Source organism: Natrialba aegyptia DSM 13077 (assembly GCF_000337535.1).
In the GTDB taxonomy this organism is placed as follows: Archaea; Halobacteriota; Halobacteria; order Halobacteriales; family Natrialbaceae; genus Natrialba; species Natrialba aegyptia.
This window is the reverse complement of the sequence record NZ_AOIP01000032.1, coordinates 132,654-153,256: the sequence shown is the minus strand read 5'-3', so window position 1 is coordinate 153,256 and position 20,603 is coordinate 132,654. Positions and strand designations below refer to the sequence as shown.

The window sequence follows — 20,603 nt, the reverse complement described above, 5'->3', positions numbered from 1 at the left end:
AACTCGGGCCTCGGAAGTGATGAGGCGAAAAGTCTCTAAGGCGAATTCTGTTCGTACAGTGTGTCTCTGCGGGATGAGCAAGCGCAGACACACGACCGTGTTGGAGTGATCCCGAACGGGGGAGTGCTCAAAGGAAGTGATAGATTGCGGAACGATCGAGTATAGAAAGAGCCGAGTGCGTTCGGTGGGTCAGTGGCGGACACGATGACGAGTTCGACTGGATGACTGCAGTTACTGAGGCGCTCGTTCTTTGTCCGGTGTGGGTCGGGAACGGGGTCCGAGAGCCGGATTTTGGAGTCAGAAAAATGACGCCGCTGACGCAAATTCTCGCGCGTTACTCGTCGGATAGCAACCCGACCCGGTTTCCTTCGGAATCGGTGATTACGGCGTAGTGTCCGCTCATTTCGGGGATGGGTTCTTTCGGGATTAGAACGTCTCCACCACCGGATTCAACGCGGTCGATCGCGTCGTCTAGGTCGCCGTTAACGTTCAGATAGACGACGAGCCCGGTATCTGTCGGCGTGTACGTAATCGTCGCGCCGTTGTCGGTCGTGAACTCGTCGGTTTCGATGATCATTCCGCCGACTTCCCCCTCGTCACTGTCGAACATTCCGGCTCGACCACTGGGGGCTTCCGCTTCGTCCTCTTCGGGGGAATACAGGTCGATATCGCGATCGAGAACGGTCGAATAGAACTCGACAGCTCTGTCGAAGTCGGTACTGGGGATTTCGAACCAGCTGAGTGCGTGGGTCATATTGTGGCCTCCGTAGAGAGGGGTTGCCTCGCTAGAGTGGTGGTGCTCTGGGACGATATAGAGCGCTCTCTGCAGGTGAAAGGTGATTTCACTCCGAGTAGCGAGTCGACGGGAGGCCAGTCACGGGTGCGGCTCAGCTAGTACCGTTCAAAGCGCCGGCTGCTAGGTGAAACCGGCGACCGGTTGCGATTTCACCCATCGGTACAGGTTTGGAACGCCACTATAGAGAACAATCGCGGAAGATGTCAGGGTGGTCATCCCTGACGGACGAAATGCACGTGTTGCAGACGTGTTGGAATGCTAGTCTCGCAGTAGGGGGGAGTGGATCGGCTACGAGACCGGATCGATCTTCGAAACGGATGGGTATAATACATTATCTGTTGGCAAGTGTTGCCTTGCCATACCACAGTTGCCGTGTGGTGAACGATACGATTTCGGGAGTGACTGTGAGGGTGATAGAGAGACGGGTTTTAGCTTGTGGACGCCTAGAAGGTGTGATGACAGTCCACCGTTCGTTCGACTCGGAGTCAGTGAGGGCATCTGAGTCCGGGTCTGAGTCTGAGTCTGAGTCTGAGTCTACATCCAAGTCCGAGTCCGAATCGCCAACCGAACCGGAAACCGACGGAAGCGGTGAGTCGAGTTCGGAGCGACGTCAGGGTGAGAAGCATCCCGAAAGAACAATCGCCGAGCGGCTGGCGGAGACCGAGCAGCAACTCGTGCAGGTACAACGAACGCTCGTTGCAGTGGCACAGGTTGCGGATATCTCGATCGGGGGGCCGTGTGCCTACTGTGAGCGCAGTCGGGTGCTCCTCATTGACGGTGAACTCCGCTGTCCGGAGTGTGGTTATCAACGGTCTCTCTGACGGTAGAGTGACTGTTGATATCTCCGACCGGCACTCGTTTCCGTTGATCACCACCTCGAGTGCAACGTGCTCGTTGCAAGCAAATGACTGGACGGGCATTAGGGAGCCGTTCGTTGAAGCGGTACTGTCCATGACTGACGACGACTCATCGCACGAGAACGCAACTGATCCGGACGCGTTCGAGACGGCGACGCGACCGGACGACGAGCAGAGTGGCCCAACGCCGATCCGGACGGATGGCTCGGGTTCGGACGATTCGACCGGGACGAGCGACGGTCGGGGCGACGACCTCGACGAGGAGAGCAAGCAGGACCAACTCGACGAAGTCCGGGAGGATGCGGAGGGAGAGTACCTGACGACGGATCACGGCGTACGGGTAACCGATACCGACAACTCGCTGAAGGCGAGCGAGCGCGGGCCGACGATCATGGACGACTTCCACTTCCGGGAGAAGATGACCCAGTTCGACCACGAGTCGATCCCGGAGCGAGTCGTCCACGCCCGCGGGACGGGCGCGCACGGCTACTTCCAGCCCTACGAGGATCCCGATCTGGGCGAGTACGACGACATTTCGGAGATTACGAAGGCGTCCTTCCTGCAGGATCCCGGCCAGAAGACGCCGGTGTTCACCCGGTTCTCGACGGTCGTCGGCTCGCGCGGTTCCGCGGATACGGTCCGCGACGTGCGGGGCTTTGCCACCAAATTCTACACCGAGGACGGGAACTGGGACCTCGTCGGGAACAACATCCCGGTGTTCTTCATCCAGGATGCGATGGAGTTTCCCGACCTGGTGCACGCCATCAAGCCCGAACCCGACGACGCGGTGCCACAGGCGGCCTCCGCTCACGACACGTTCTGGGACTTCGCCTCGCTCAAACCGGAGATCACGCACATGCTCATGTGGCTGCTCTCCGGGCGGGCGTTGCCCCGCGCCTACTGGATGATGCAGGGCTTTGGCGTCCACACGTTCCGATTCGTCAACGACGAGGGCGAGTCGCGGTTCGTCAAGTTCCACTGGACGCCGAAGCTCGGGACGAACCAGCTCGTCTGGGACGAAACCCAGAAGATCGCCGGCAAGAACCCCGACTTCAACCGCGAAGGACTCTACGACATCATCGACGACGGATACGAGCCCGAGTGGGAACTCGGCGTCCAGATCGTCGAGGAGGACGACGCGGATCAGTTCGACTTCGACCTGCTCGACCCGACGAAGATCATCCCCGAGACGGAGGTTCCGGTCAGGCCGATCGGGAAGATGGTGCTGAACGAACGGCCGGACAACTTCTTCGCCGAAGTCGAGCAAGTTGCGTTCCACCCGGGCAACGTCGTTCCGGGGATCGACTTTACGAACGATCCGCTTCTCCAGGGTCGATTGTTCTCCTACCAGGACACGCAGCTCAACCGATTCAACAGCGCCAACTGGGACGAGATCCCGATCAACCGCCCCATCACGGAGCGACACAACAACCAGCGCGCCGGCTTCATGCGCCAGGAGATCAACGAGGGCAAAGCCACCTACAAGCCGAACTCGATCGACGGCGACGACCCACAGGAGGCCACCGAGGAGGAGGGCGGCTACGAACACTACGCCGAACGGATCGACGGGAAGAAGATCCGAAATCGCAGCGAGAGCTTCCAGGAGCACTTCGACCAGGCGCGGCTGTTCTGGAACAGCATGACCGAGCCCGAGAAACGACACATCGTCGAGGCCGCTCACTTCGAGCTCAACAAGGTCGACCGCATGGAGATCCGCGAGCGCGTCGTCTACGACCTCTTCAATAACGTCGATCACGAGTTCGCAAACCGAGTCGCAAAGGGCATCGGCGTCGAACCGCCCGAATCGCCGGGAGACGAGCTCTCGGAGCACGACGAGGAGGACCCGTCGCTGAGCATGGAAAACCGGACGGAGGAGTCGATCGAGACGCGAAAGATTGCGATCCTCCTCGATGACGGCTTCGAGGACGAGCACGTCAAACGGCTTCAGTCGGCACTGGACGATGCGGGGGCACGAACTAAGATCATCTCGAAGGTCGTCGGAGAGAAGTCAGGAACGGATGGAGACTCCGTCGATGCCGATCAGAATCACGTGACGGCGACTTCCGTCGTCTTCGATGCGATCGTCGTTCCCGGCGGCAGCGACAGCGTCGACGCGCTGGCCCAACAGGGCGAACCGAAACAGTTCATCGAGGAAGCGTTCAAACACCACAAACCGATCGCCGCCCTTGGCGACGGAACGGAACTCTTCGAGGCGGTCGACCTGCCGGATATCGAACTCGCGGCCGACGGTGAACTCGTCTCTGACGCTGGTGTCGTGACGTGTCGCAACGACGACCTCGACGAGTTCATCACGGCGTTTGTCGATGCAGTTGCAGCGCATCGCCACTGGGATCGGGATCCGGAAACGGTACCGGCGTAGGAACGCCTGCTTCGGGGAGCGGTCATTCGCGCCGTATTCGACGCGGAATTCGCAACGAACGCCGATCGTTCTCTACGAATCGTCACTGAATCGGATTCTGTGGTGCCAATATCCAGTACCTGGCCCACAATATGATTATATCCCGTACAATTGTCCGCTTATATCCGGTAAAGCAGGATATTAGACGCAACAATTAGATTAATTAGTGTACAGACCGTTACTCCAATTGTCGGCGTTGAAGCCGACCCCGCGACGCATTGGCTACCGAATACTGCGAGTGCCGGTGGAACACTCTGCTCAATCGATGCGGCGGGCATTCGTGGCTGTGTGCCCGCCGTCCTACACACCAGACATACTTTTTACCCGCTCGATCGTCCTCACAAAGTCACAAAGAGACAGCGAGACGGAGCCACAGCGAACCCGGCGACCGTCACTTCGCGCGGGACACTGACTCCGCCGTGGACGCCTTCGTCTCGAGAACCCGATGTGCGTAGAACGCGGCCGAGAAATCCTGTGGACTCGGTATCGCACACGCAAGCCAGCCGATTGCGATTGCCGTCCCGACGGGAGAGTCGACGAGCGCAACGGGAGCAGGTGCAACGCCGAAACCGAACACGAAGATCGGGAGCGCAAGCGCCAGCGGGGCGAGTGCTGCAACCCGCAAGACCCAGGGCGGCTCCGTTCCGTTCGGTCGCGGGCGGACAACTGCCCACGGACAACTCGCGAGAACACCCGTGATTCCATCCGTTCGTCCCGGGAGATACGAGATCGTGAACTCGATCCGGCTACCCCACAGGACGAGTGCGTGCGTCCACTCGTGTGCGACGAGCCCCAGCACAACCGTCACCACGAGTGCGACCCCAGCAAATACTACGTCCAGTCCGATCCCAATCCCACTCATCGGCTGGTCGAGTGCCACCTCCATCCCCGAGACGCGGCCACTCGCCGATCGGTCGACCGTCCAATCATCCCACCACTACACTCGTTGCGATACCGGCCCAAGACGTTCCGGCTGTACAGGTTGCCGTATTAAGGGCTCGACCGCTGCGAACGAGTCGGCGAATCGAAACTGAAGAAAAACCAGCCGGTCACTACCGGTTCCCTACGCCGGACCGTCCTCTTGATCGGCGAGTTCGAAGAGATCGTCGTAGCCCTCGTCGGTCGGTAACTGGTCCCGGATGTCGTCGAGCGCACCCGCCGTTACCGCCTCCGCGACGACGTCGATAACGACTTGCGCGTGAAACGCGGCCGCCGCCGGATCGTCGTCGCCGACATCCGATCGGCCGTCGACGCGCGAAACGAACTCGTCGAAGTCGAAGCGTTCGACCTCGTCGACTTCCTCGAGGAAGCGTCCGAGTTCTTCGGGTAACTGGGCGGCGAGGTTCTCGGCTTCTCCCGGCTGAACGCGCTCGGAAAGCGTCGTCAGCGTCGCCCGGGAGATGCCCAGTGCCGCCTCTCGTGAATCGAGTTGTGCTCGGTTCTGGACCGCACCGATGAAGGTATCGTACTGCATGATCACTCCTTCTCCGACGCGTTTGGTGAGACTGCCCCCTTCACCTGAAGGCAGGTCTCCCAGCGCCGAACTCGTCCCGACCGGTCGTCGACCGGTAGCGCCCCCGCCGACTCTCGACGCTGCACCGCCTCACAGCGAATGTACCCGTCCGCATCCGTACAGGAACCGAAAGACAATTTGAGCGGACGGGGCTACGCCAGACTATGCTTTCGATCGCGCTTGCCGGGAAGCCAAACGCCGGCAAGTCCACGTTCTACACGGCGGCGACGATGGCAGAGGTGGATGTCGCCAACTACCCGTTCACAACTATCGACGCCAATCGCGGAGTGAGCTACGCTCGCACCGATTGCCCCTGTCTCGAGCGCGACGAGCGCTGTAACGCCGACAACTGCGAAGACGGCAAGCGCTACGTCCCGATCGAACTGCTCGACGTGGCCGGGCTCGTGCCGGGTGCCCACGAGGGCAAAGGGCTCGGCAACCAGTTCCTCGACGAACTCACGAACGCGGACGTGATCATCAACGTCGTCGACGCCTCCGGCGGGACCAACGAGAAGGGCGAACCCGTCGATATCGGCGAGCACGATCCCCTGGAGGACATCGACTTCGTCGAGGAGGAGATGGACCTCTGGCTCGCGGACATCGTCGACCGAAACTGGGAGTCCGTCGAGCGTAAATCCCGCTCGCCCGACTTCGACATCGACGACGCGCTGGCGGACATGCTTTCGGGCTTTGGCGCGTCGCCGAAACAAATCGCGACCGTCCTGCGGGAACTGGACTACCCCGAGGACCCAATCCAGTGGGAGGACGACCACCGCGAGGCCCTCGCCCGCGACATCCGCCAGCGAACCAAACCGATCGTCGTCGCCGCGAACAAAATCGACGTCGCCCCCGCGGAGAACGTCGAAAAACTGCTCGACCTCGACAAACCCGTGATTCCGACAACGGCAGAAGGTGAACTCGCGCTGCGCCGGGCCGCGGACAACGGCCTCGTCGAGTACGATCCCGGCGACGAAACGATCGAAATCGGCGACGACGGAAGCGACGCCCAACGGGAGGCCCTCGAGGGTCTGGCGGAGACGATGGCCGACTGGGACGGCACCGGCGTGCAGGCCGCCCTGAACTTCGCCGTCTACGACCTGCTCGATCACCTCACCGCCTACCCGGTCGAGGACGCCTCGAAATGGTCCGACGGCAGCGGTAACATCCTCCCCGACGCCTTCCTCCTCCCCGACGGCTCGACCCCCGTCGACCTCGCCTACGCCGTCCACTCCGACATCGGCGACGGCTACCTCCACGCCGTCGACGCCAAATCCGGCCGCGACGTCGGCGAGGAGTATGAACTCGAGGAAGGAGACGTGATCAAAATCGTCTCGACAGCATCGTAGGCACGGCAGGCGGGTGCCATCACAGAACGCCGGTGAGCGGCTCGAACCAGACCGCAGCGACCAGCACGGCGAGAAAGACGTACGAGCCCCGAATGAGTAACATCGTCGCGAGTTCAGGCGTGGCTCGCCGAGCGACGAGTGCGACTGCGGCGAAGGCGAGTGCGGCGAGCACTGCCGTCGGCGGAAAGACCTGGACGAGTGCGAGGGCGACGACGACGAGTAGGGCCGTCGTCATGAGGCCGTAGGCGAGGGTGTACGCGCGGGCAGGGCCGACGAGGACGGCGACGGTGCGTTTCTGAATCGATCGGTCGTAGTCGTAGTCCTGGGCGTCGTCGATGACCTTGATGCCGGAGAGGAGGACGAGGAAGACGAGTGCGAAGCCGAGCGGGACGGCCGCGATCGCGGCGGTCTGCGTCGCGAACCCGCCGAGAAGCGAGAGGGCGATGCCGAGGGGGTAGCCGGTCGTCGCCGTCACGGGGTTCATATCCAGTTGCGGGGCGTGGTGGTAGGCGATGACCCACGTCGGGAGCGTCAGCGCGAGGGGGAGCCAGCCGACGAGTGCGTACAGGAGGAGGCAACAGCCGGCGAACAGGGCCGTCGAGAGGGCGAGCGCGAGTCGGCAGCCGCGCTCGGTCAGCGGGTGGTCGTCGTCCTCGCCGCGGATGTGAAAGTCGACGTAGCCGTCCTTGACGTGGGCGGTGTAGACCGCGGCGAACATCGCGACGATGTGGACGACTGCGCGTGTGGGATCGACGGTGCCGGCGAGGAGGGCACCGAATAGCGACGCGGCGAGCGGGGGCAACATGAACACGGGATGGACCTGCGACAGGAACGCTCGTGCGGTCGCCTCGAGCCCGGTGCCGCGTCTCGCGAGGGCCATACGCGATGGACCACGAACGGGCCTATAATACCACGGCCGGCGTCACATCGGCTTGGACCGGCGGCTTCTTTTGACCGGATGGACGGCTCTCACTGGCAGACCGAGACAGTCGCAGCGCCCGGAACACACAGTTTGATGTGCTGTCCCGTGCCACGCACGAGTATGACGGATGCGTATACTGGTGCCGATTTCTTCGTCGACGCTCTCGAATCCTACGGCGTCGAGTTCGTCTTCGGCAACCCGGGGACGACGGAACTGCCGGTGATGGACGCGATCGGTCGCAGCGACCTCGAGTACGTGCTGGGACTGCACGAGGACATCGCGGTCGGGATGGCGTCGGGCTACGCCCAGACGCGGCGCTATCACGCCCACCACGACGACTCGATCACGCCGCTGGGCGTGGCGAACCTCCACATCGCGCCCGGGCTGGCCCACGGCCTCGGCAACCTCTACGCCGCGTCGGTCACCGGCGCTCCGCTGGTCGTCACCGCGGGCAACCACAGTACGGACTTCCGCCACGAGGAGCCGATCCTTTCGGGCGACGTAGCCGAGATGGCAGACCAGTTCTGCAAGTGGTCCGACGAGGTGCTCGACGTGACGGCGCTGCCGACGATGCTCCGGCGGGCCGCCCGCGTCGCGATGACGCCGCCGACGGGACCCGTCTTCCTCGGCCTCCCGCTCGACGTGATGCTCGCCGAACTCGACGCCGAGCCCGAGCGCCTCGGCCCGATTCCGAACGCGGGCAGCGGCGATCCGGCCCAGCTCGAACGCGCCGCCGACCTGCTGGCCGAGGCCGAGAACCCGGTGCTCGTCGTCGGGGACCACGTCGCGCGCTCCGGCGCTGATGCCGTCGCCGCGGCGGTCGAACTCGCGGAGTCGACCGGGGCGCGCGTCCACGGCGAAATCCTCGCCAGCGAGGTGGACTTCCCGACCGATCACGACCAGTGGGTGTCCTACGTTCCGCCGGACGAGGGCCTCGCCTCGATGCTGCTCGATACGGACACCATCGCGTTCGTCGGCTGTTCGACGAACACGACGCTGACGCGCCACGAGGAGGCGCTGGTCGATCCCGAGACGACCTGCATCCACGTCGGCGACGACGCCTGGGAACTCGGCAAGAACCAGCACGCCGACGCCGCCGTCATCGGCGATCCGGGACTCGTCATGCAGGACCTCATCGAACGCGTCCGACCGAAACTCTCAGCGGCCGCCGTCGACGAGCGACTGGAGGCCGTCAGTGCAGTCACGGAGATGGTCGACGCCAAGATGGCCGAAATGGGAACGGGCGACGCAGAAGACGATCCCCGCGCGTCGAAAGCCGAACTCGTCGACGCGATGGAACGCGCGGCCGGGGCCGGGGACGCCTCCATCGTCGACGAGGGCGTCACCTCGAAGTACGCCATGCTCGCGCGCTGGGACTTCGCGCCGGAACAGTACGTCTCGAACAAGGGTGGCGGCCTCGGCTACGGCCTGCCCGCCTCGGTCGGCGCTGCCGTCGCCGAAAGCCAACGGGAGGACCCCCGGAACGTGATCGGCTTCATCGGCGACGGCTCGTACCTGTACTACCCCCACTCGATCTACAGCGCCGCCAGGTACGACCTCGACCTCACCGTAGTCATCCCTGACAACCGCAACTACCGCATCCTCAAGGACAACACGCTCGACTTGCTCGGCGGTGACGAAGCGGACCACGAGTTCGTCGGCATGGACTTCGAACCGCCGGTCGACATCGTCCAAAACGCCGAGAGTCACGGGGCGCGGGCTGAACTCGTCGAGCGGCCGGCGGAGATCGAAGACGCCGTCGCGGCGGCGGTCGAACGCGAGGGGACGGACGTGCTCGACGTGTTAGTGCACGACTGAAGGGGCCGAGCGGCTTCCGTCCGGATAATTAGGAGCGGGTGTTGGGGGTGGAGGGTAGGGTAAGATTGAGTGGCGGTCGGGTGCTGGGTCGATTTTTCGGACTCAGCTCGGTGACCGGATGATCTACAGTCCGAGATCGCCGCCGCCGACATCCCCGACGTTTCCGAGGTCGAGTTGGGAGAGCAATTGCTGTCGTTTCTCCTCCGGTAAATTCTCGATCAGGGTCTGTAGCTCATCGACCTGTACGTTCTCCGGATCGGGTAGGTTGCTGCTGCTCATGGCTATCACCGCGTGACTCCGACCACACGAGAGTGCATAAGTGTTTCACGGGCAACTATTCGTTCGGAGGCGGCGAGTTCAGTCGATCGGCCGCGCATCGACGTTCGAACGGAACGCGAGCGGTGATCGGGTCCGAGATCGAGACGAGGGTGGTTCCGTGCGCTCAACGCAGCCATTCGCGAGCCCGCTACCCCGCCGAGAGGGTGTAGGCAACGAGTTCTTCGAGCCGAGCGACACCGTCTTCGGCGAAGAGGGAGACGCCGGTGCTTTCCCGGTCCGGGTAGACGAGATTCGTCATCGTTCGACGACCGTTGGCGGCGAAGATTTCCACCGAACACCGATCGATAAGCACGCGGAGGTCGAGTGCGTCGGTGGCTGGGAGGTCGACCGACGTTACCGTCCTGTCCTCGTCGTTCGATCCGAAGAACTCGCCCGCGTTCGACCGATCGAATCGGAGCGTCCCGTCGGTTGGATCGTAGCTAATCACGCTTTCTTGCTCCGGCCCGGTTCGAACCGCGAGTCCGACTGTGGACGCACTCTGGGGAGTGATGGTCGTCTCGATCTCGAGCGTCCGGCCCGCGAGTTCAGTACCGTCCAACGGGTCCCTCCCCGGTGTAATCGGTTCCGAGTGTAGTTCGGCGACGGGTTCCCGTCGGGCGCAGGCGAGTTCTGCTGCGGGCCGTTGGATCACCGCGAGGCCGTTGTCGTCCGCTTCGAGGGAGAGCGTCCGCGGAACCGTCATCGCCCCCCGCCAGCCAGGGTCCGGCCCCTCCATCGCGTACTCCCAATTGTTCATCCACGTGAGTAGCAGGTCGCGATCGGCCGGTTCGTTCCCCCACTGTTGGGTCGCGTAGAAATCGTACCCGTGGTCCGCGCTGTGTACCTCCTCGCCGACGAACGCCGTTCCGTCGAAGTGACCGATGTGGTACTCGACGGACCGGTGTTCGATGGGTGAGACGGGAAGGACCCATTTTGTCTCGTCGGCCCCTTCCACCGGCCGTTCGAAGAGGCTCGGACACTCCCAGCCGGCACCGGCTTCGTCCACGTACGTGCTTTCGTAGGTCCAGTCGAGTAGGTTCGGCGAGCGGTAGATCTCGATTCCTGCCGGCCGATCGTCTGTCGCTTCGACGCGGCTGACGACCAGTCGCCAGCTCTCATCCGGCTCGTACCAGAACGGGTTCGGATCCCGGAACTCGCCGGTGTCGCTCTCGATCACCGGATTGTTCTCGTACTTTCGGAGCGTTTCGCCGCCGTCGGTGCTGTAGGCGAGCCGTTGATCCTCGGTTCCGTCATCGTGGTGTCCGGTGTACAGAGCGACGAGCGCGTCGGTCCCGAATCCGGCAGTATTCCGCGAGTCGACGACGGCTCCGCCGGAGAACGCCTGGATCGAGTCGGTGTCCGGAATCTTCGTCCCGCGTTCGGTCCAGGTGACGAGATCCGAACTCGTCGCGTGATCCCACCGGCGGCGGCGTTCGCCCGCCTGGTAAAACAGGTGATACACCCCGTCGTGGTAGATCAGGCCGTTCGGGTCGTTCATCCAGCCGGTGGACGGTGCAAAATGGTACTCGGGCCGCCATGAGTTCGATTCGGCGTTTGTATCCATCGTCGATACATCGGCCTTCGCGGAAGGAAGCGTTGTTGCTGCAACGAACCCCGTTCCCACCGTCTGCAGTACCGTTCGACGGTTCCGATTCGGCGGTTCGCCGGGTGTGTCTCCCTCCCTCCGCGGATTGGTCTTTCGAACCATAGCGGCGCTGAGTATACGTAATAACTAAAAGAGATCGTTCATGTTTATTTCTTCTAGAATCACGACTCAATTCACACGATCCGAATACGTCGCCCGCCGTGTCCTTCTCTGTGACGACGCTGTCGGCATCGATGTCGGCGTAACCGCCGGTTCACACGAGTGGCGGTGACGGCCGAAGACGAACTCGCCGGTTGCAGCCCCGTTGTGCGGTAGCGACTCCAACTCGCCGGCAATTTCGTCTCGCAAGCAACCGCGTGTCGTAGACGCCGCGACAGGATGCGTATCGGTCGGTGGGCATCGGGAGTCGTGCGACGAAATCCCGCCTCCGCTGTGGGGATACCGATCGACGCGATTTATTTAGGCCAGCCTAATAGCGAAGTAGTTATTATATTTTAGGCTAGCCTAAATAGTATGCCACGCAGCGAAACGGGTCGGACGGGACTGACGCGTAGGGAGTATATCGCATACGGCGGCACAGCGATGAGCGGCGGATTGCTGGCGGGTTGTGTCGACTCCGAAGAGGGCGAACCGGACGAATCGAGTGGCGGATCGTATTCGGTGACGGTGGAACCGGCCGGAACGGTCGAGTTCAATTCCGTCCCGGAGACGTGGGTTTCCTACACCGGGGATTACGCCGATATGGGTGTCGCGCTGGGTCAGAGTGATGGGCTGTTGGCGATCGGATTGACTGACCGATTCGGAACGCGCTACTACGACGAACTACCGGGGGTTTCGGTCGAGACAGGCGACCTCGTCGAACTCTGGCAGGGCAAAACCGACAAAGAACTGTTCTACGAACTCGGTGCGGACGTCCACCTCATCGATCCGAACTTCATGATCAACCAGGTCCAGTGGAGCGAGGACGACGTTGCGGAGATCGAAAATACCGTCGCACCGTTCGTCGGCAACACGATCTACTCCCGGAGCTACGACTGGCACGATTACACGTACTATTCGATGTACGAGGCGTTCGAACGCGTCGCGGCGGTGTTCCAGGAACGAGACCGGTTCGATGCGTTTGCGCAACTTCACGATGCGGTCCTTTCGGACGTTCAGTCCAGACTCCCCGACGAGACGCCCGAAATCGCGATCCTCGCCCCGGAATCCACCGCACCGGAGGCGTTCTACGGATACACGATCGACGGGGGAACGCAAGCCAAACAGTGGGACGATCTCGGGGCTCGCGACGCCATCGCACGCAGCGGTATCGGCGGGTTCAACGAAACCGGCGGGACGATCGACTACGAAATGCTCCTGGAGATCGATCCGGACGTTATCGTCATCTGGAAGGAATCGGGCGTTACGGCGGATTCGTTCGAACGGGACATCGTCGAGCCGATGCGCGAGCACAGCACCGCGAGCAACCTCCGTGCGGTCGAAAACGACCGGATCATCTACGGCGGAGAGTTCTACCAGGGACCGATTATCTACCTCTTCCAACTGGAGATGGCCGCGCAGGGCCTGTACCCCGACGAGTTCGGTGACGAACAGTTGTTCGATCGACAGGCGGTCGCCGATATCGTCACCGGTGAGTTCTGAGATGATCGCGAAAACGACCGGTAGAGCGAGTTTCGCGGTCGTCGCGCCGGGTTCGATCGACGCGTTTGCAGCAAGAGCGTCTCGCTTGCCGCGGCTTGGCGGGGGTGAATCCGACGCATGATCGGGACAACGCTTCACGAAATCCGGAGCCATATCGCCTCGCTCGCCTCCGAATCCGGACGGTACTACCTCATTTGCGGACGAACGCACCACCGGCCAGTCCCCGCAGCGGACCTCTACTTCGAGAGCCGATCGGCCGCCCGAGCGGCGGCGCAGGCGACAGAACAGTACCGCACTGTGTTACGACGGTACGATCCCCAGGTGCCGTACTACGACGTGATCGTTTGTGAGTGCGACCCCGAGACGCCGTCCCGAGCCGCCACTGCCTCCCCCGCCGCGACTGCTGACCCGGACCAGCCCGCCGAAGCGCCGAACTCGCCACCAGCATCCGGCGACACGCAGTCGGTAATCGACGTCTGTCACACGGTCGCCGGCGTCGTCTTCGAATCGATCGCGGAGTCGCCCCACGACGGCCTCGAAAACGCGATCATGGACACGTACCTCGACATCGCCGAAACGATCGAGCATCCTGACGAGCTCTGTCTCCAGTTGCTCACGAGCACCGCAACCGAACTCGAGAAGCGACTCGATCCCGATGAACAACTCTCGTTGCTCTCGACGGCCGCCGCCAACCTCCCGATCGACGCGCAGGCGGACGCGGTCGAAGCGGAACCGCTCGACGCGGTGCTCGCGGAGTTCCAAGCCGTCGATATGCTCGAGTCCTACCGCGTCGAGCAGCGGTCGGTCGACGCCGAGTCGGAATCCCGCTCGTGGACGGTCCGGATAGACGGCTACGCGCTCGGCGGCGACGGCGCGGACGGCGATCATCCCGAGCGAATCGTCACCCTCCCGATCATCGTCGAACTCTTCGGACGGCTCGCGACGCGGTCGCTCACGATCACGGACGTGGAACGACTTTCCGCAGCCGAATCGTCGTCCGCGCCGGCGGCCTGGCGGCTAACGATCCGGACGGGGGCGGAGGAACGGTCCCACGGGCACGGGCTCGCCTGCGTTCGGGCCACCGGCCGATGAGCGATCGGCTCTCCGTCGCTCTTTTTTCTTCACTTTCTCGCTGTTGCGACCAACTCCGGCGAGAGGTGCCGGCCCGCGTCGGCCGCATCCCGCGAATCTGAACTCGCGATTCGAGACGGTCACGAACTGGATACTATCTTGCTGAATGACGGGCTGTACTCCCTCTACAGGGCGTACTAGCCTGCCGGTAGCCGTAGTACTTTCTCGCTCGTGTCCGAACTCACACGTATGGTTTCGTTCAGTGATGCGGTTGCGCTCGTCACGGGAGCCGGATCGGGTATCGGACGCGCGGCCGCGCTCGAGTTCGCCGATCGCGGTGCGAGCGTTGTCATCGCCGACGTCGATACCGAGGGGGGGGCGAAGAGACCGTCGCGCAGATCGAGGACGACGGTGGAGACGCCACCTTCGTCGAAGCCGACGTCACGGATCCGGACGCGACGGATTCGATGGTCGAAACCGCCGTCGACGAGTTCGGCCGACTCGACTACGCGTTCAACAACGCCGGCATCGGCGGGGCGCAGACGACGGTCGATCAGTACGATCCCGACGAGTGGCAGGCCGTCATCGACGTGAATCTCGTCGGCGTGTTCAACTGCATGCGATCCGAACTCGGCCGGATGCAAGAACAGGAGGAAGGCGGCGTCATCGTGAACAACTCGTCGGTCCTCGGAAAGGTCGGGTTCGCGACGTCCTCCGGGTATTCCGCCGCGAAGCACGGTGTTCTCGGCCTGACGAAATCGGCCGCCCTCGAGAACGGCGAGACCGGCGTCCGCATTAACGCCGTCTGTCCCGGGTTCATCGATACCCCGCTACTCGCGGAAGGCGGAATGTCGAGCGGCTCGGAGGCACGAGAGCAGATCGAGAGCCGCCACGCGATGAACCGACTCGGCACGTCCGAAGAGATCGCAAACGCCGTCGTCTGGTTGTGCGACGACGATGCCTCGTTCGTCACCGGGGAAGCGCTCGGCGTCGATGGCGGGTATCTCAGCCAGTAATCTTATCGGATTCACCCACTTCTACCTTTCAGAAACTATTAAACGGGGTCAATAAACGGTCCGGATCTGACCGGCCGCGATCCGCTCACTCGTACTGTGTCGGTGATCGCAGTTCGGCCAGGTACTCGGTGCCGTCGTACCGAACGAACCACGTTCCGCTGTCCTCGTCGCCCCGATCGATCGCGGGGTGAGAGAGAAACCGTTCGGCGAGCGAATTGAACGCCTCGTCGTCTTCGCTCCCCGAGTATCTGCTTTCCCCGATCGCTTCGGAGACGATCTCCCGCTCGTCGCCGGAGAGGTCGGTCAGGTCGACCCGGTACTCCGAGCGGAGCCAAGACAGGAACTCCTCGTCCGTCGACGCGACGCGCTCGGCCTCGTAGTGGTAGTTGTATCCCTGTTTCTCCTCGGCGCTCTCCGGTTCGATCGAGTACCGGTTGTCGTCCCGGACGATCGCTTCGTGGTCGGGTTCGGGCACCAGTTCCGACCGGTCGACGTCCCGTTTGTCGTAGTACACGTCGATCCGCTCGCCGTCGGAGTTCGGCGGCAGCGCGGCGGCGAATTTCCGCCGGTCTATCTCCGGCAGATCGCCGTACGCGATCGAGTTCGGATCGTCCTCGGCGGGCGTCTCCGCGGCTCCGATCCTGAACTCCGCGACGAGCAGCGTCCGGGGGACCCTCCTCGTCAGCGCGAGTGTGTAGTACGCGCCCCTGTACTCGATCGGCGACTCGACGTTCGAAGCGGCGATCGGTTGCGCGGGCCGCATCGGCGGGTATCTGGACGGGTAGCTCACCCTGTGTGTCCCGTTTTCGATAGTTTCGACGATAGCTACGTTCGTGTCGGTCGTCGGCTTGTCGGGGATAGAATCGTCCGCGTCGGAGAGGAGCACCGAGTCGGAGACCGCCCGCATCTTCAGGTGTGGACCGTGTCCCCCGCAGCCGGCCAGCGCGGTTGAGAGGATAGCAGCGCCGCCGGCGAGCACGCGTCTTCGCCGAAGTGACCGTGTCATCCGTCGCTTCGCCAGTCGCCGCGCTATTATATGTGTTTTCTGTAGAGAGCGTATCATAGAATACGCCCCACGCTTTGGTCGATCTGATTACTGTTTCAAACCGTAACGCGTTTAGAAGTACGTGCACCCGGTGCACGAGCTATAGAATCAGCGAGAAAGATTCCAATTCATTACGGATACTGATATATCGTCAGTATCGATGGTGGTTCGACGTGGAGCGCATGACTGCCATGAGAACAGAGATAACGATCTTGAAATCGCTGACTCTGAATACGCAGATATCCATGCGGGCTATTCTATGACACGCTGACTTGCAAGTTCAACCGCCCTCACTCCGCGTCGTCCTCGGGAAAGATCTTCCCCGGATTGAGCGTTCCCGTCGGATCGAGCGCCCGCTTGACCCGTTTCATGGCGTCGACCGCGCCAGCGCCGTGCTCAGGTTCGAGATACGCCTGTTTTCCCTGGCCGATGCCGTGTTCGCCCGTCGCCGTCCCGCCCATCTCGAGGGCCAACTCCACGAGTTCACGGTAGGCTCGTTCCCCGCGTTCGACGAAGTTGGGATCGTCGATGTCGACGAGGACGGTGTAGTGGAGGTTGCCGTCGCCGGCGTGACCGAAGCAGGGGATGAGGAGGTCCGTCTCGGCGGCGATCCGCTTCGCTTCGCGAACGAGTTCGGGATAGGAGCTAATCGGGACGGTCACGTCGCCGGGGTGGATCGGCGTGAGATCGGGGTCGTAGCTCGCTTCGGCGTAGGCCAGTTCCCGGCGGGTCTCCCACAGCGACTCCATCTCGGCGTCGTCGGCACTCATCTCGAAGCGGGCCACGTCGTGGTCCTCGAAGATGGTCCGACAGAGGTCGATCTCCGTCTCGACACCGTGGTTCGCGTGGAACTCGAGGAAGACCATCGGCGCGTCGGGGAGGTCGGAGCCGAGGAACTCGTTTGCCATGTGGGCACTCAACTCGTCGACGAGTTCGATCCGCGCCACGTCGACGTCCGTCCGGATGGTATCGGCGATCGCCGCCGCCGCGTCGTCGAGCGTCTCGAAGATGGCGCGCCCGCCGCGGCTCTGCTGGGGTCGCCCGGCGAGTTCGAGTGTGGCTTCAGTGACGACGGCGAGCGTGCCCTCGCTGCCGACGAGCAGGTCGGTCAGGTTGTAGCCGCTCGAGGTCTTGCTCGCGCGCGAGCCGGTCCGGATCACGGTGCCGTCCGCGAGGACGGCCTCGAGGGCCAGCACCCAGTCGGCGACCTCGCCGTACTTGACGGTCTGCATGCCGCTCGCGTCGGTCGCGATCATGCCGCCGATCGTCGAGATGTCGCCAGAGGAGGGCAGCGGCGGGAAGTAGAGGCCGTCGCTCGCGACGAACTCGTCGACTTCGGTGCCGATGATTCCCGGGCCGACGTCGATCTGGAAGTCGTCGGGCCGGTAGTCGATCACGTCGTCCATCCGCGTCAGATCGAGACTGATCCCGCCGTGGGCCGGGACGGCGTTGCCCTCCAGGCCCGTCCCCGCGGCGTAGGGGGTTACCGGAACGCCGCGCTCGGTCGCGCCAGCCAGGACGGCGGCGACGTCGTCCGTCGACTCGGGCCAGACGACCGCATCCGGCATCACGCCCTCGTCGAGTTGCTGTGCGCCCCAGTCCGCAGCGTGGGTTTCCCGCCGTCCCGACGCAAACGAAAGCTGCCCGTCGCCGAGTTCGAGTTCCTCGAGAAACGAACAATCGTGTGTCATATGCTGTCATTCTCGACACAGCGTATCAACGTTTCTCCCCCCATCAGCGGCGATACTTGCGGACGGCGGGCGAACGTAACGGCCAGACGACCGACTCCGCACCGACAGCTCCGATCTCCGCGACCCGTCGGGAACGCTGAATTTTATGTGAGTACGTTACGCGGTAGTTGGTGATGCACGTACACATACCACGCGACGATTCGACCCCGCAGCGATCGATCCGGAGGAACGACCCGTGAACGCCGACCTCGACCTCCTCGTCCGACTCGGCGACTACGACCGCCCGCAAGGCGTCGCCGAGCGCGCCGTCCAGGCCGAACGCCTCGGGTTCGACCGTATCTCGACCGGCGAGACGACCGGCTGGAACGTCGTCCCGCCACTGACCCTCGCCGCGGACCGCACCGACGAACTCGGCATCTCGAACGACGTGGTCTCCCCCTACGGTCGCTCGCCCGCCCTGCTCGCCCAGACGGCGCTCACGCTACAGGATGCCACAGACGGCCGCTTCCGGCTCGGCCTCGGCCCGAGTTCACCCGCGATCACCGAGCGCTGGCACGGCGCGACCTTCGACCGCCCGCTTCGGCGCACGCGCGAGACGATCGAAATCATCCGCGCGGTCTACGAGAACGGCACGCCCGCCTACGAGGGCGAGATCTTCGATATCTCGGGGCTGGACTACGAAAACGAGATCCCCGAAACCCCGCCACCGATCGACCTCGCCACCCTCGGCCCAAAAGCCACCGAGCTGGCCGGGCGCTTCGGCGACGGCTGGACGCCGCAGTTGTTCACCCCGGACGGACTCCGGGATCGGCTCTCCGATCTCGAACGCGGTGGTGAACTCGGCGGAAAGACCCTCGCGGACCTGCGCGTCGCACCGATCGTCCGCGCCGTCGCATCGGAGGACCGCGACCGGGCGCGCGAACTCGCCCGCAGCACGACCGCGTTCATGCTCGGCGCTTACGGGCCGTACTACGGCGACTCGGTCGCCGACCAGGGCTACGCGGACGTCGTCGACGACATTCGGACCGCCTGGGAAAACCGCGACACCGACGCGATGGCTGCGGCCCTCCCCGACCACGTGCTCGACGAACTCGCGCCAGCCGGCACCCCCGCGGAGGTCCGCGAATGGATTCAAGAGTACGCCGCGATCGACGGCGTCGACGCGGTTCGCATCGGCTTCGCTACCGGCATGTCCGATGCGGATAAGAACGCGACGATGGAAGCCGTCGCTGAACTCGTCTAGGAAGGAACCTTGCGTTCTCGAGCGGCCTCAGCGAACCGCAGCCGTCGCGCTATCGATGATCTCGAGCGCCGCTTTCAGTTCTTCCATCCCGGTCGCATACGAGAGTCGCGCGTAGCCCTCGCCGTTCGAGCCGAAGGCCTCGCCCGGAACCGCAACCACACCGCGGTCGAGCACCTCGTCGCACCAGCCCTCGGGCACCTTCGGCATGGCGTAGAACGCTCCCGACGGCGTCGGCACCTCAAGTCCGGCGTCTTCGAGGCCGTCGACGACGACATCGCGGCGCTCTTCGAAGGCTCCAACCATCTCCGCGACCGGCTCCTGCGGCCCCGTCAGCGCCGCCTCGGCCGCGAACTGCGCCGGCGCGGAGGCACACGCCTGGGCGTACTGGTGGACGCGCAGCATCCGATCGATCCGGTCTCCGGAGCCGACGAGCCAACCCAGCCGCCAGCCGGTCATCGAGTAGGTCTTCGAGCAGGCGCTGACGACGACCACGTTGTCCGTCTCGGCGAATTTCAGCGGCGAGTGGTGTTCTCCCTCGAAGACGATGTGCTCGTAGACCTCGTCGGAAATGCAGAGCACGTCGTGTTCGTCCGCGATGCGCGCGAACTCGCGCATGTCCGCCTCGCTCTGGACGGCCCCCGTCGGGTTGGCCGGGCTGTTGACGATAAAGACCGCCGTCTCCTCGGTGATGGCGTCCTCGACGGCCGCCGGATCGAGCGTGAGATCGTCCCGCAGCGACACCGGCTTCGGCGTTCCGCCGGCGATCCGCGTCAGCGCGTCGTAGGAGACGAAGCCGGGATCGGGGAAGATAACTTCCTGATTCGGATCGACGTGGGCCTCGAGTGCGAGATGCAACGCCTCGCTGCCGCCCGACGTGGCGATCGTGTTCCCGGGGTCGACCTCGATGCCGTAATCGCGGTCGTACTTCGCCGCGATCGCCTCGCGGAGCTGTGGTATCCCCTTGTTCGACGTATAAGCGTCCGTTTGCCCCGACTCGATCGCCTCGACTGCCGCCCGGCGAGCGTGCGCGGGCGTCGGAAAGTCCGGCTGTCCGATTCCCAGGTTGATCGCCTCATCGCCTGCAGCCTCGAACACTTCCCGAATGCCACTGATAGACACGTTCTCGACCCGCGTTGCAAACTCCGTCATAACTGAATGGGCGCGAGCAATCCCGATAACTCTTGATGTGTCGGCCGTTGCCACCGGTGAACTCGTGACAGGGAACACAGCCCGACGCTCGAATACGCGTTCACCCTCCGAAACGAGTTATTCAGTTGACTTGACGCCTGTACGCCCGGATT

At 63.4% G+C, this 20,603-nt stretch carries 15 protein-coding genes and 1 pseudogene; 7 read left to right on the top strand and 9 right to left on the bottom strand.

Translation table 11 applies throughout. The features are described 5' to 3' along the window. Positions 1 to 334: 334 nt before the first annotated feature. The gene (locus C480_RS14770) at positions 335 to 754 is read right to left on the bottom strand and encodes a VOC family protein (RefSeq protein ID WP_006666421.1); all 420 of its coding nucleotides are present in this window, start codon (positions 752 to 754) and stop codon (positions 335 to 337) included. Positions 755 to 1,747: 993 nt separating this feature from the next. Between C480_RS14770 and C480_RS14765 the strand changes: the two genes are divergently transcribed. After that, positions 1,748 to 4,033 (top strand): catalase, encoded by a 2,286-nt coding sequence (locus tag C480_RS14765; protein ID WP_006666420.1) that lies wholly within the window; start codon positions 1,748 to 1,750, stop codon positions 4,031 to 4,033. A gap of 430 nt (positions 4,034 to 4,463) precedes the next feature. Here C480_RS14765 and C480_RS14760 read toward each other — a convergent pair whose 3' ends face one another. Together C480_RS14760 and C480_RS14755 are read right to left on the bottom strand one after the other, a co-directional pair. After that, positions 4,464 to 4,958, bottom strand: a complete 495-nt coding sequence (locus tag C480_RS14760) for a hypothetical protein (protein WP_006666419.1) — start codon at positions 4,956 to 4,958, stop codon at positions 4,464 to 4,466. Positions 4,959 to 5,135: 177 nt separating this feature from the next. Next, entirely contained in the window at positions 5,136 to 5,546 is a 411-nt protein-coding gene (locus C480_RS14755) for a DUF2267 domain-containing protein (protein ID WP_006666418.1), read from the bottom strand. A gap of 203 nt (positions 5,547 to 5,749) precedes the next feature. On the opposite strand from C480_RS14755, the gene C480_RS14750 reads away from it, so the two are divergent. After that, positions 5,750 to 6,931: a redox-regulated ATPase YchF gene (locus C480_RS14750; protein ID WP_006666417.1), complete on the top strand. Its 1,182-nt coding sequence runs from the start codon at positions 5,750 to 5,752 to the stop codon at positions 6,929 to 6,931. Positions 6,932 to 6,950: 19 nt separating this feature from the next. Here the strand turns inward: C480_RS14750 and C480_RS14745 are convergent, their stop codons facing one another. Continuing rightward, a complete protein-coding gene (locus tag C480_RS14745; protein ID WP_006666416.1) occupies positions 6,951 to 7,811 on the bottom strand; it encodes a UbiA family prenyltransferase in 861 nt (286 codons plus the stop codon). A 162-nt stretch (positions 7,812 to 7,973) separates the two neighbouring features. Here C480_RS14745 and C480_RS14740 point away from each other — a divergent pair, with 162 nt between their 5' ends. Next, positions 7,974 to 9,671: a thiamine pyrophosphate-binding protein gene (locus C480_RS14740; protein ID WP_006666415.1), complete on the top strand. Its 1,698-nt coding sequence runs from the start codon at positions 7,974 to 7,976 to the stop codon at positions 9,669 to 9,671. Positions 9,672 to 9,794: 123 nt separating this feature from the next. Here C480_RS14740 and C480_RS23520 read toward each other — a convergent pair whose 3' ends face one another. Together C480_RS23520 and C480_RS14735 are read right to left on the bottom strand one after the other, a co-directional pair. Then, positions 9,795 to 9,950, bottom strand: coding sequence for a hypothetical protein (locus tag C480_RS23520; protein ID WP_161607012.1), 156 nt, complete (start codon positions 9,948 to 9,950; stop codon positions 9,795 to 9,797). Positions 9,951 to 10,137: 187 nt separating this feature from the next. Then, the gene (locus C480_RS14735; RefSeq protein ID WP_152424060.1) at positions 10,138 to 11,553 is read right to left on the bottom strand and encodes a glycoside hydrolase family 32 protein; all 1,416 of its coding nucleotides are present in this window, start codon (positions 11,551 to 11,553) and stop codon (positions 10,138 to 10,140) included. A gap of 555 nt (positions 11,554 to 12,108) precedes the next feature. Here C480_RS14735 and C480_RS14730 point away from each other — a divergent pair. From C480_RS14730 to C480_RS14720, 3 genes and pseudogenes are all read left to right on the top strand, one after another. Further along, positions 12,109 to 13,236, top strand: a complete 1,128-nt coding sequence (locus C480_RS14730; RefSeq protein ID WP_394296352.1) for an ABC transporter substrate-binding protein — start codon at positions 12,109 to 12,111, stop codon at positions 13,234 to 13,236. Between the two features lie 117 nt (positions 13,237 to 13,353). After that, positions 13,354 to 14,328, top strand: coding sequence for a DUF7551 domain-containing protein (locus C480_RS14725; protein ID WP_006666412.1), 975 nt, complete (start codon positions 13,354 to 13,356; stop codon positions 14,326 to 14,328). Between the two features lie 228 nt (positions 14,329 to 14,556). Continuing rightward, a pseudogene (locus C480_RS14720) lies at positions 14,557 to 15,323 on the top strand (SDR family NAD(P)-dependent oxidoreductase). 85 nt (positions 15,324 to 15,408) lie between these two features. Here C480_RS14720 and C480_RS14715 read toward each other — a convergent pair. Beyond that, entirely contained in the window at positions 15,409 to 16,329 is a 921-nt protein-coding gene (locus C480_RS14715; protein ID WP_241433834.1) for a hypothetical protein, read from the bottom strand. A gap of 329 nt (positions 16,330 to 16,658) precedes the next feature. Next, positions 16,659 to 18,059: an FAD-binding oxidoreductase gene (locus tag C480_RS14710; RefSeq protein ID WP_006666409.1), complete on the bottom strand. Its 1,401-nt coding sequence runs from the start codon at positions 18,057 to 18,059 to the stop codon at positions 16,659 to 16,661. A 235-nt stretch (positions 18,060 to 18,294) separates the two neighbouring features. On the opposite strand from C480_RS14710, the gene C480_RS14705 reads away from it, so the two are divergent. Further along, the gene (locus C480_RS14705) at positions 18,295 to 19,302 is read left to right on the top strand and encodes a TIGR04024 family LLM class F420-dependent oxidoreductase (protein WP_006666408.1); all 1,008 of its coding nucleotides are present in this window, start codon (positions 18,295 to 18,297) and stop codon (positions 19,300 to 19,302) included. A 27-nt stretch (positions 19,303 to 19,329) separates the two neighbouring features. Here the strand turns inward: C480_RS14705 and C480_RS14700 are convergent, their stop codons facing one another. Beyond that, the gene (locus C480_RS14700) at positions 19,330 to 20,451 is read right to left on the bottom strand and encodes a pyridoxal phosphate-dependent aminotransferase (RefSeq protein WP_006666407.1); all 1,122 of its coding nucleotides are present in this window, start codon (positions 20,449 to 20,451) and stop codon (positions 19,330 to 19,332) included. Positions 20,452 to 20,603: the final 152 nt, after the last annotated feature.

Coding starts and splice junctions, on each gene's coding strand:
- C480_RS14770 (WP_006666421.1), bottom strand. CDS start 754: ATGACCCACGCACTCAGCTGGTTCGAAATCCCCAGTACCGACTTCGAC.
- C480_RS14765 (WP_006666420.1), top strand. CDS start 1,748: ATGACTGACGACGACTCATCGCACGAGAACGCAACTGATCCGGACGCG.
- C480_RS14760 (WP_006666419.1), bottom strand. CDS start 4,958: ATGGAGGTGGCACTCGACCAGCCGATGAGTGGGATTGGGATCGGACTG.
- C480_RS14755 (WP_006666418.1), bottom strand. CDS start 5,546: ATGCAGTACGATACCTTCATCGGTGCGGTCCAGAACCGAGCACAACTC.
- C480_RS14750 (WP_006666417.1), top strand. CDS start 5,750: ATGCTTTCGATCGCGCTTGCCGGGAAGCCAAACGCCGGCAAGTCCACG.
- C480_RS14745 (WP_006666416.1), bottom strand. CDS start 7,811: ATGGCCCTCGCGAGACGCGGCACCGGGCTCGAGGCGACCGCACGAGCG.
- C480_RS14740 (WP_006666415.1), top strand. CDS start 7,974: ATGACGGATGCGTATACTGGTGCCGATTTCTTCGTCGACGCTCTCGAA.
- C480_RS23520 (WP_161607012.1), bottom strand. CDS start 9,950: ATGAGCAGCAGCAACCTACCCGATCCGGAGAACGTACAGGTCGATGAG.
- C480_RS14735 (WP_152424060.1), bottom strand. CDS start 11,553: ATGGATACAAACGCCGAATCGAACTCATGGCGGCCCGAGTACCATTTT.
- C480_RS14730 (WP_394296352.1), top strand. CDS start 12,109: ATGCCACGCAGCGAAACGGGTCGGACGGGACTGACGCGTAGGGAGTAT.
- C480_RS14725 (WP_006666412.1), top strand. CDS start 13,354: ATGATCGGGACAACGCTTCACGAAATCCGGAGCCATATCGCCTCGCTC.
- C480_RS14715 (WP_241433834.1), bottom strand. CDS start 16,329: ATGACACGGTCACTTCGGCGAAGACGCGTGCTCGCCGGCGGCGCTGCT.
- C480_RS14710 (WP_006666409.1), bottom strand. CDS start 18,059: ATGACACACGATTGTTCGTTTCTCGAGGAACTCGAACTCGGCGACGGG.
- C480_RS14700 (WP_006666407.1), bottom strand. CDS start 20,451: ATGACGGAGTTTGCAACGCGGGTCGAGAACGTGTCTATCAGTGGCATT.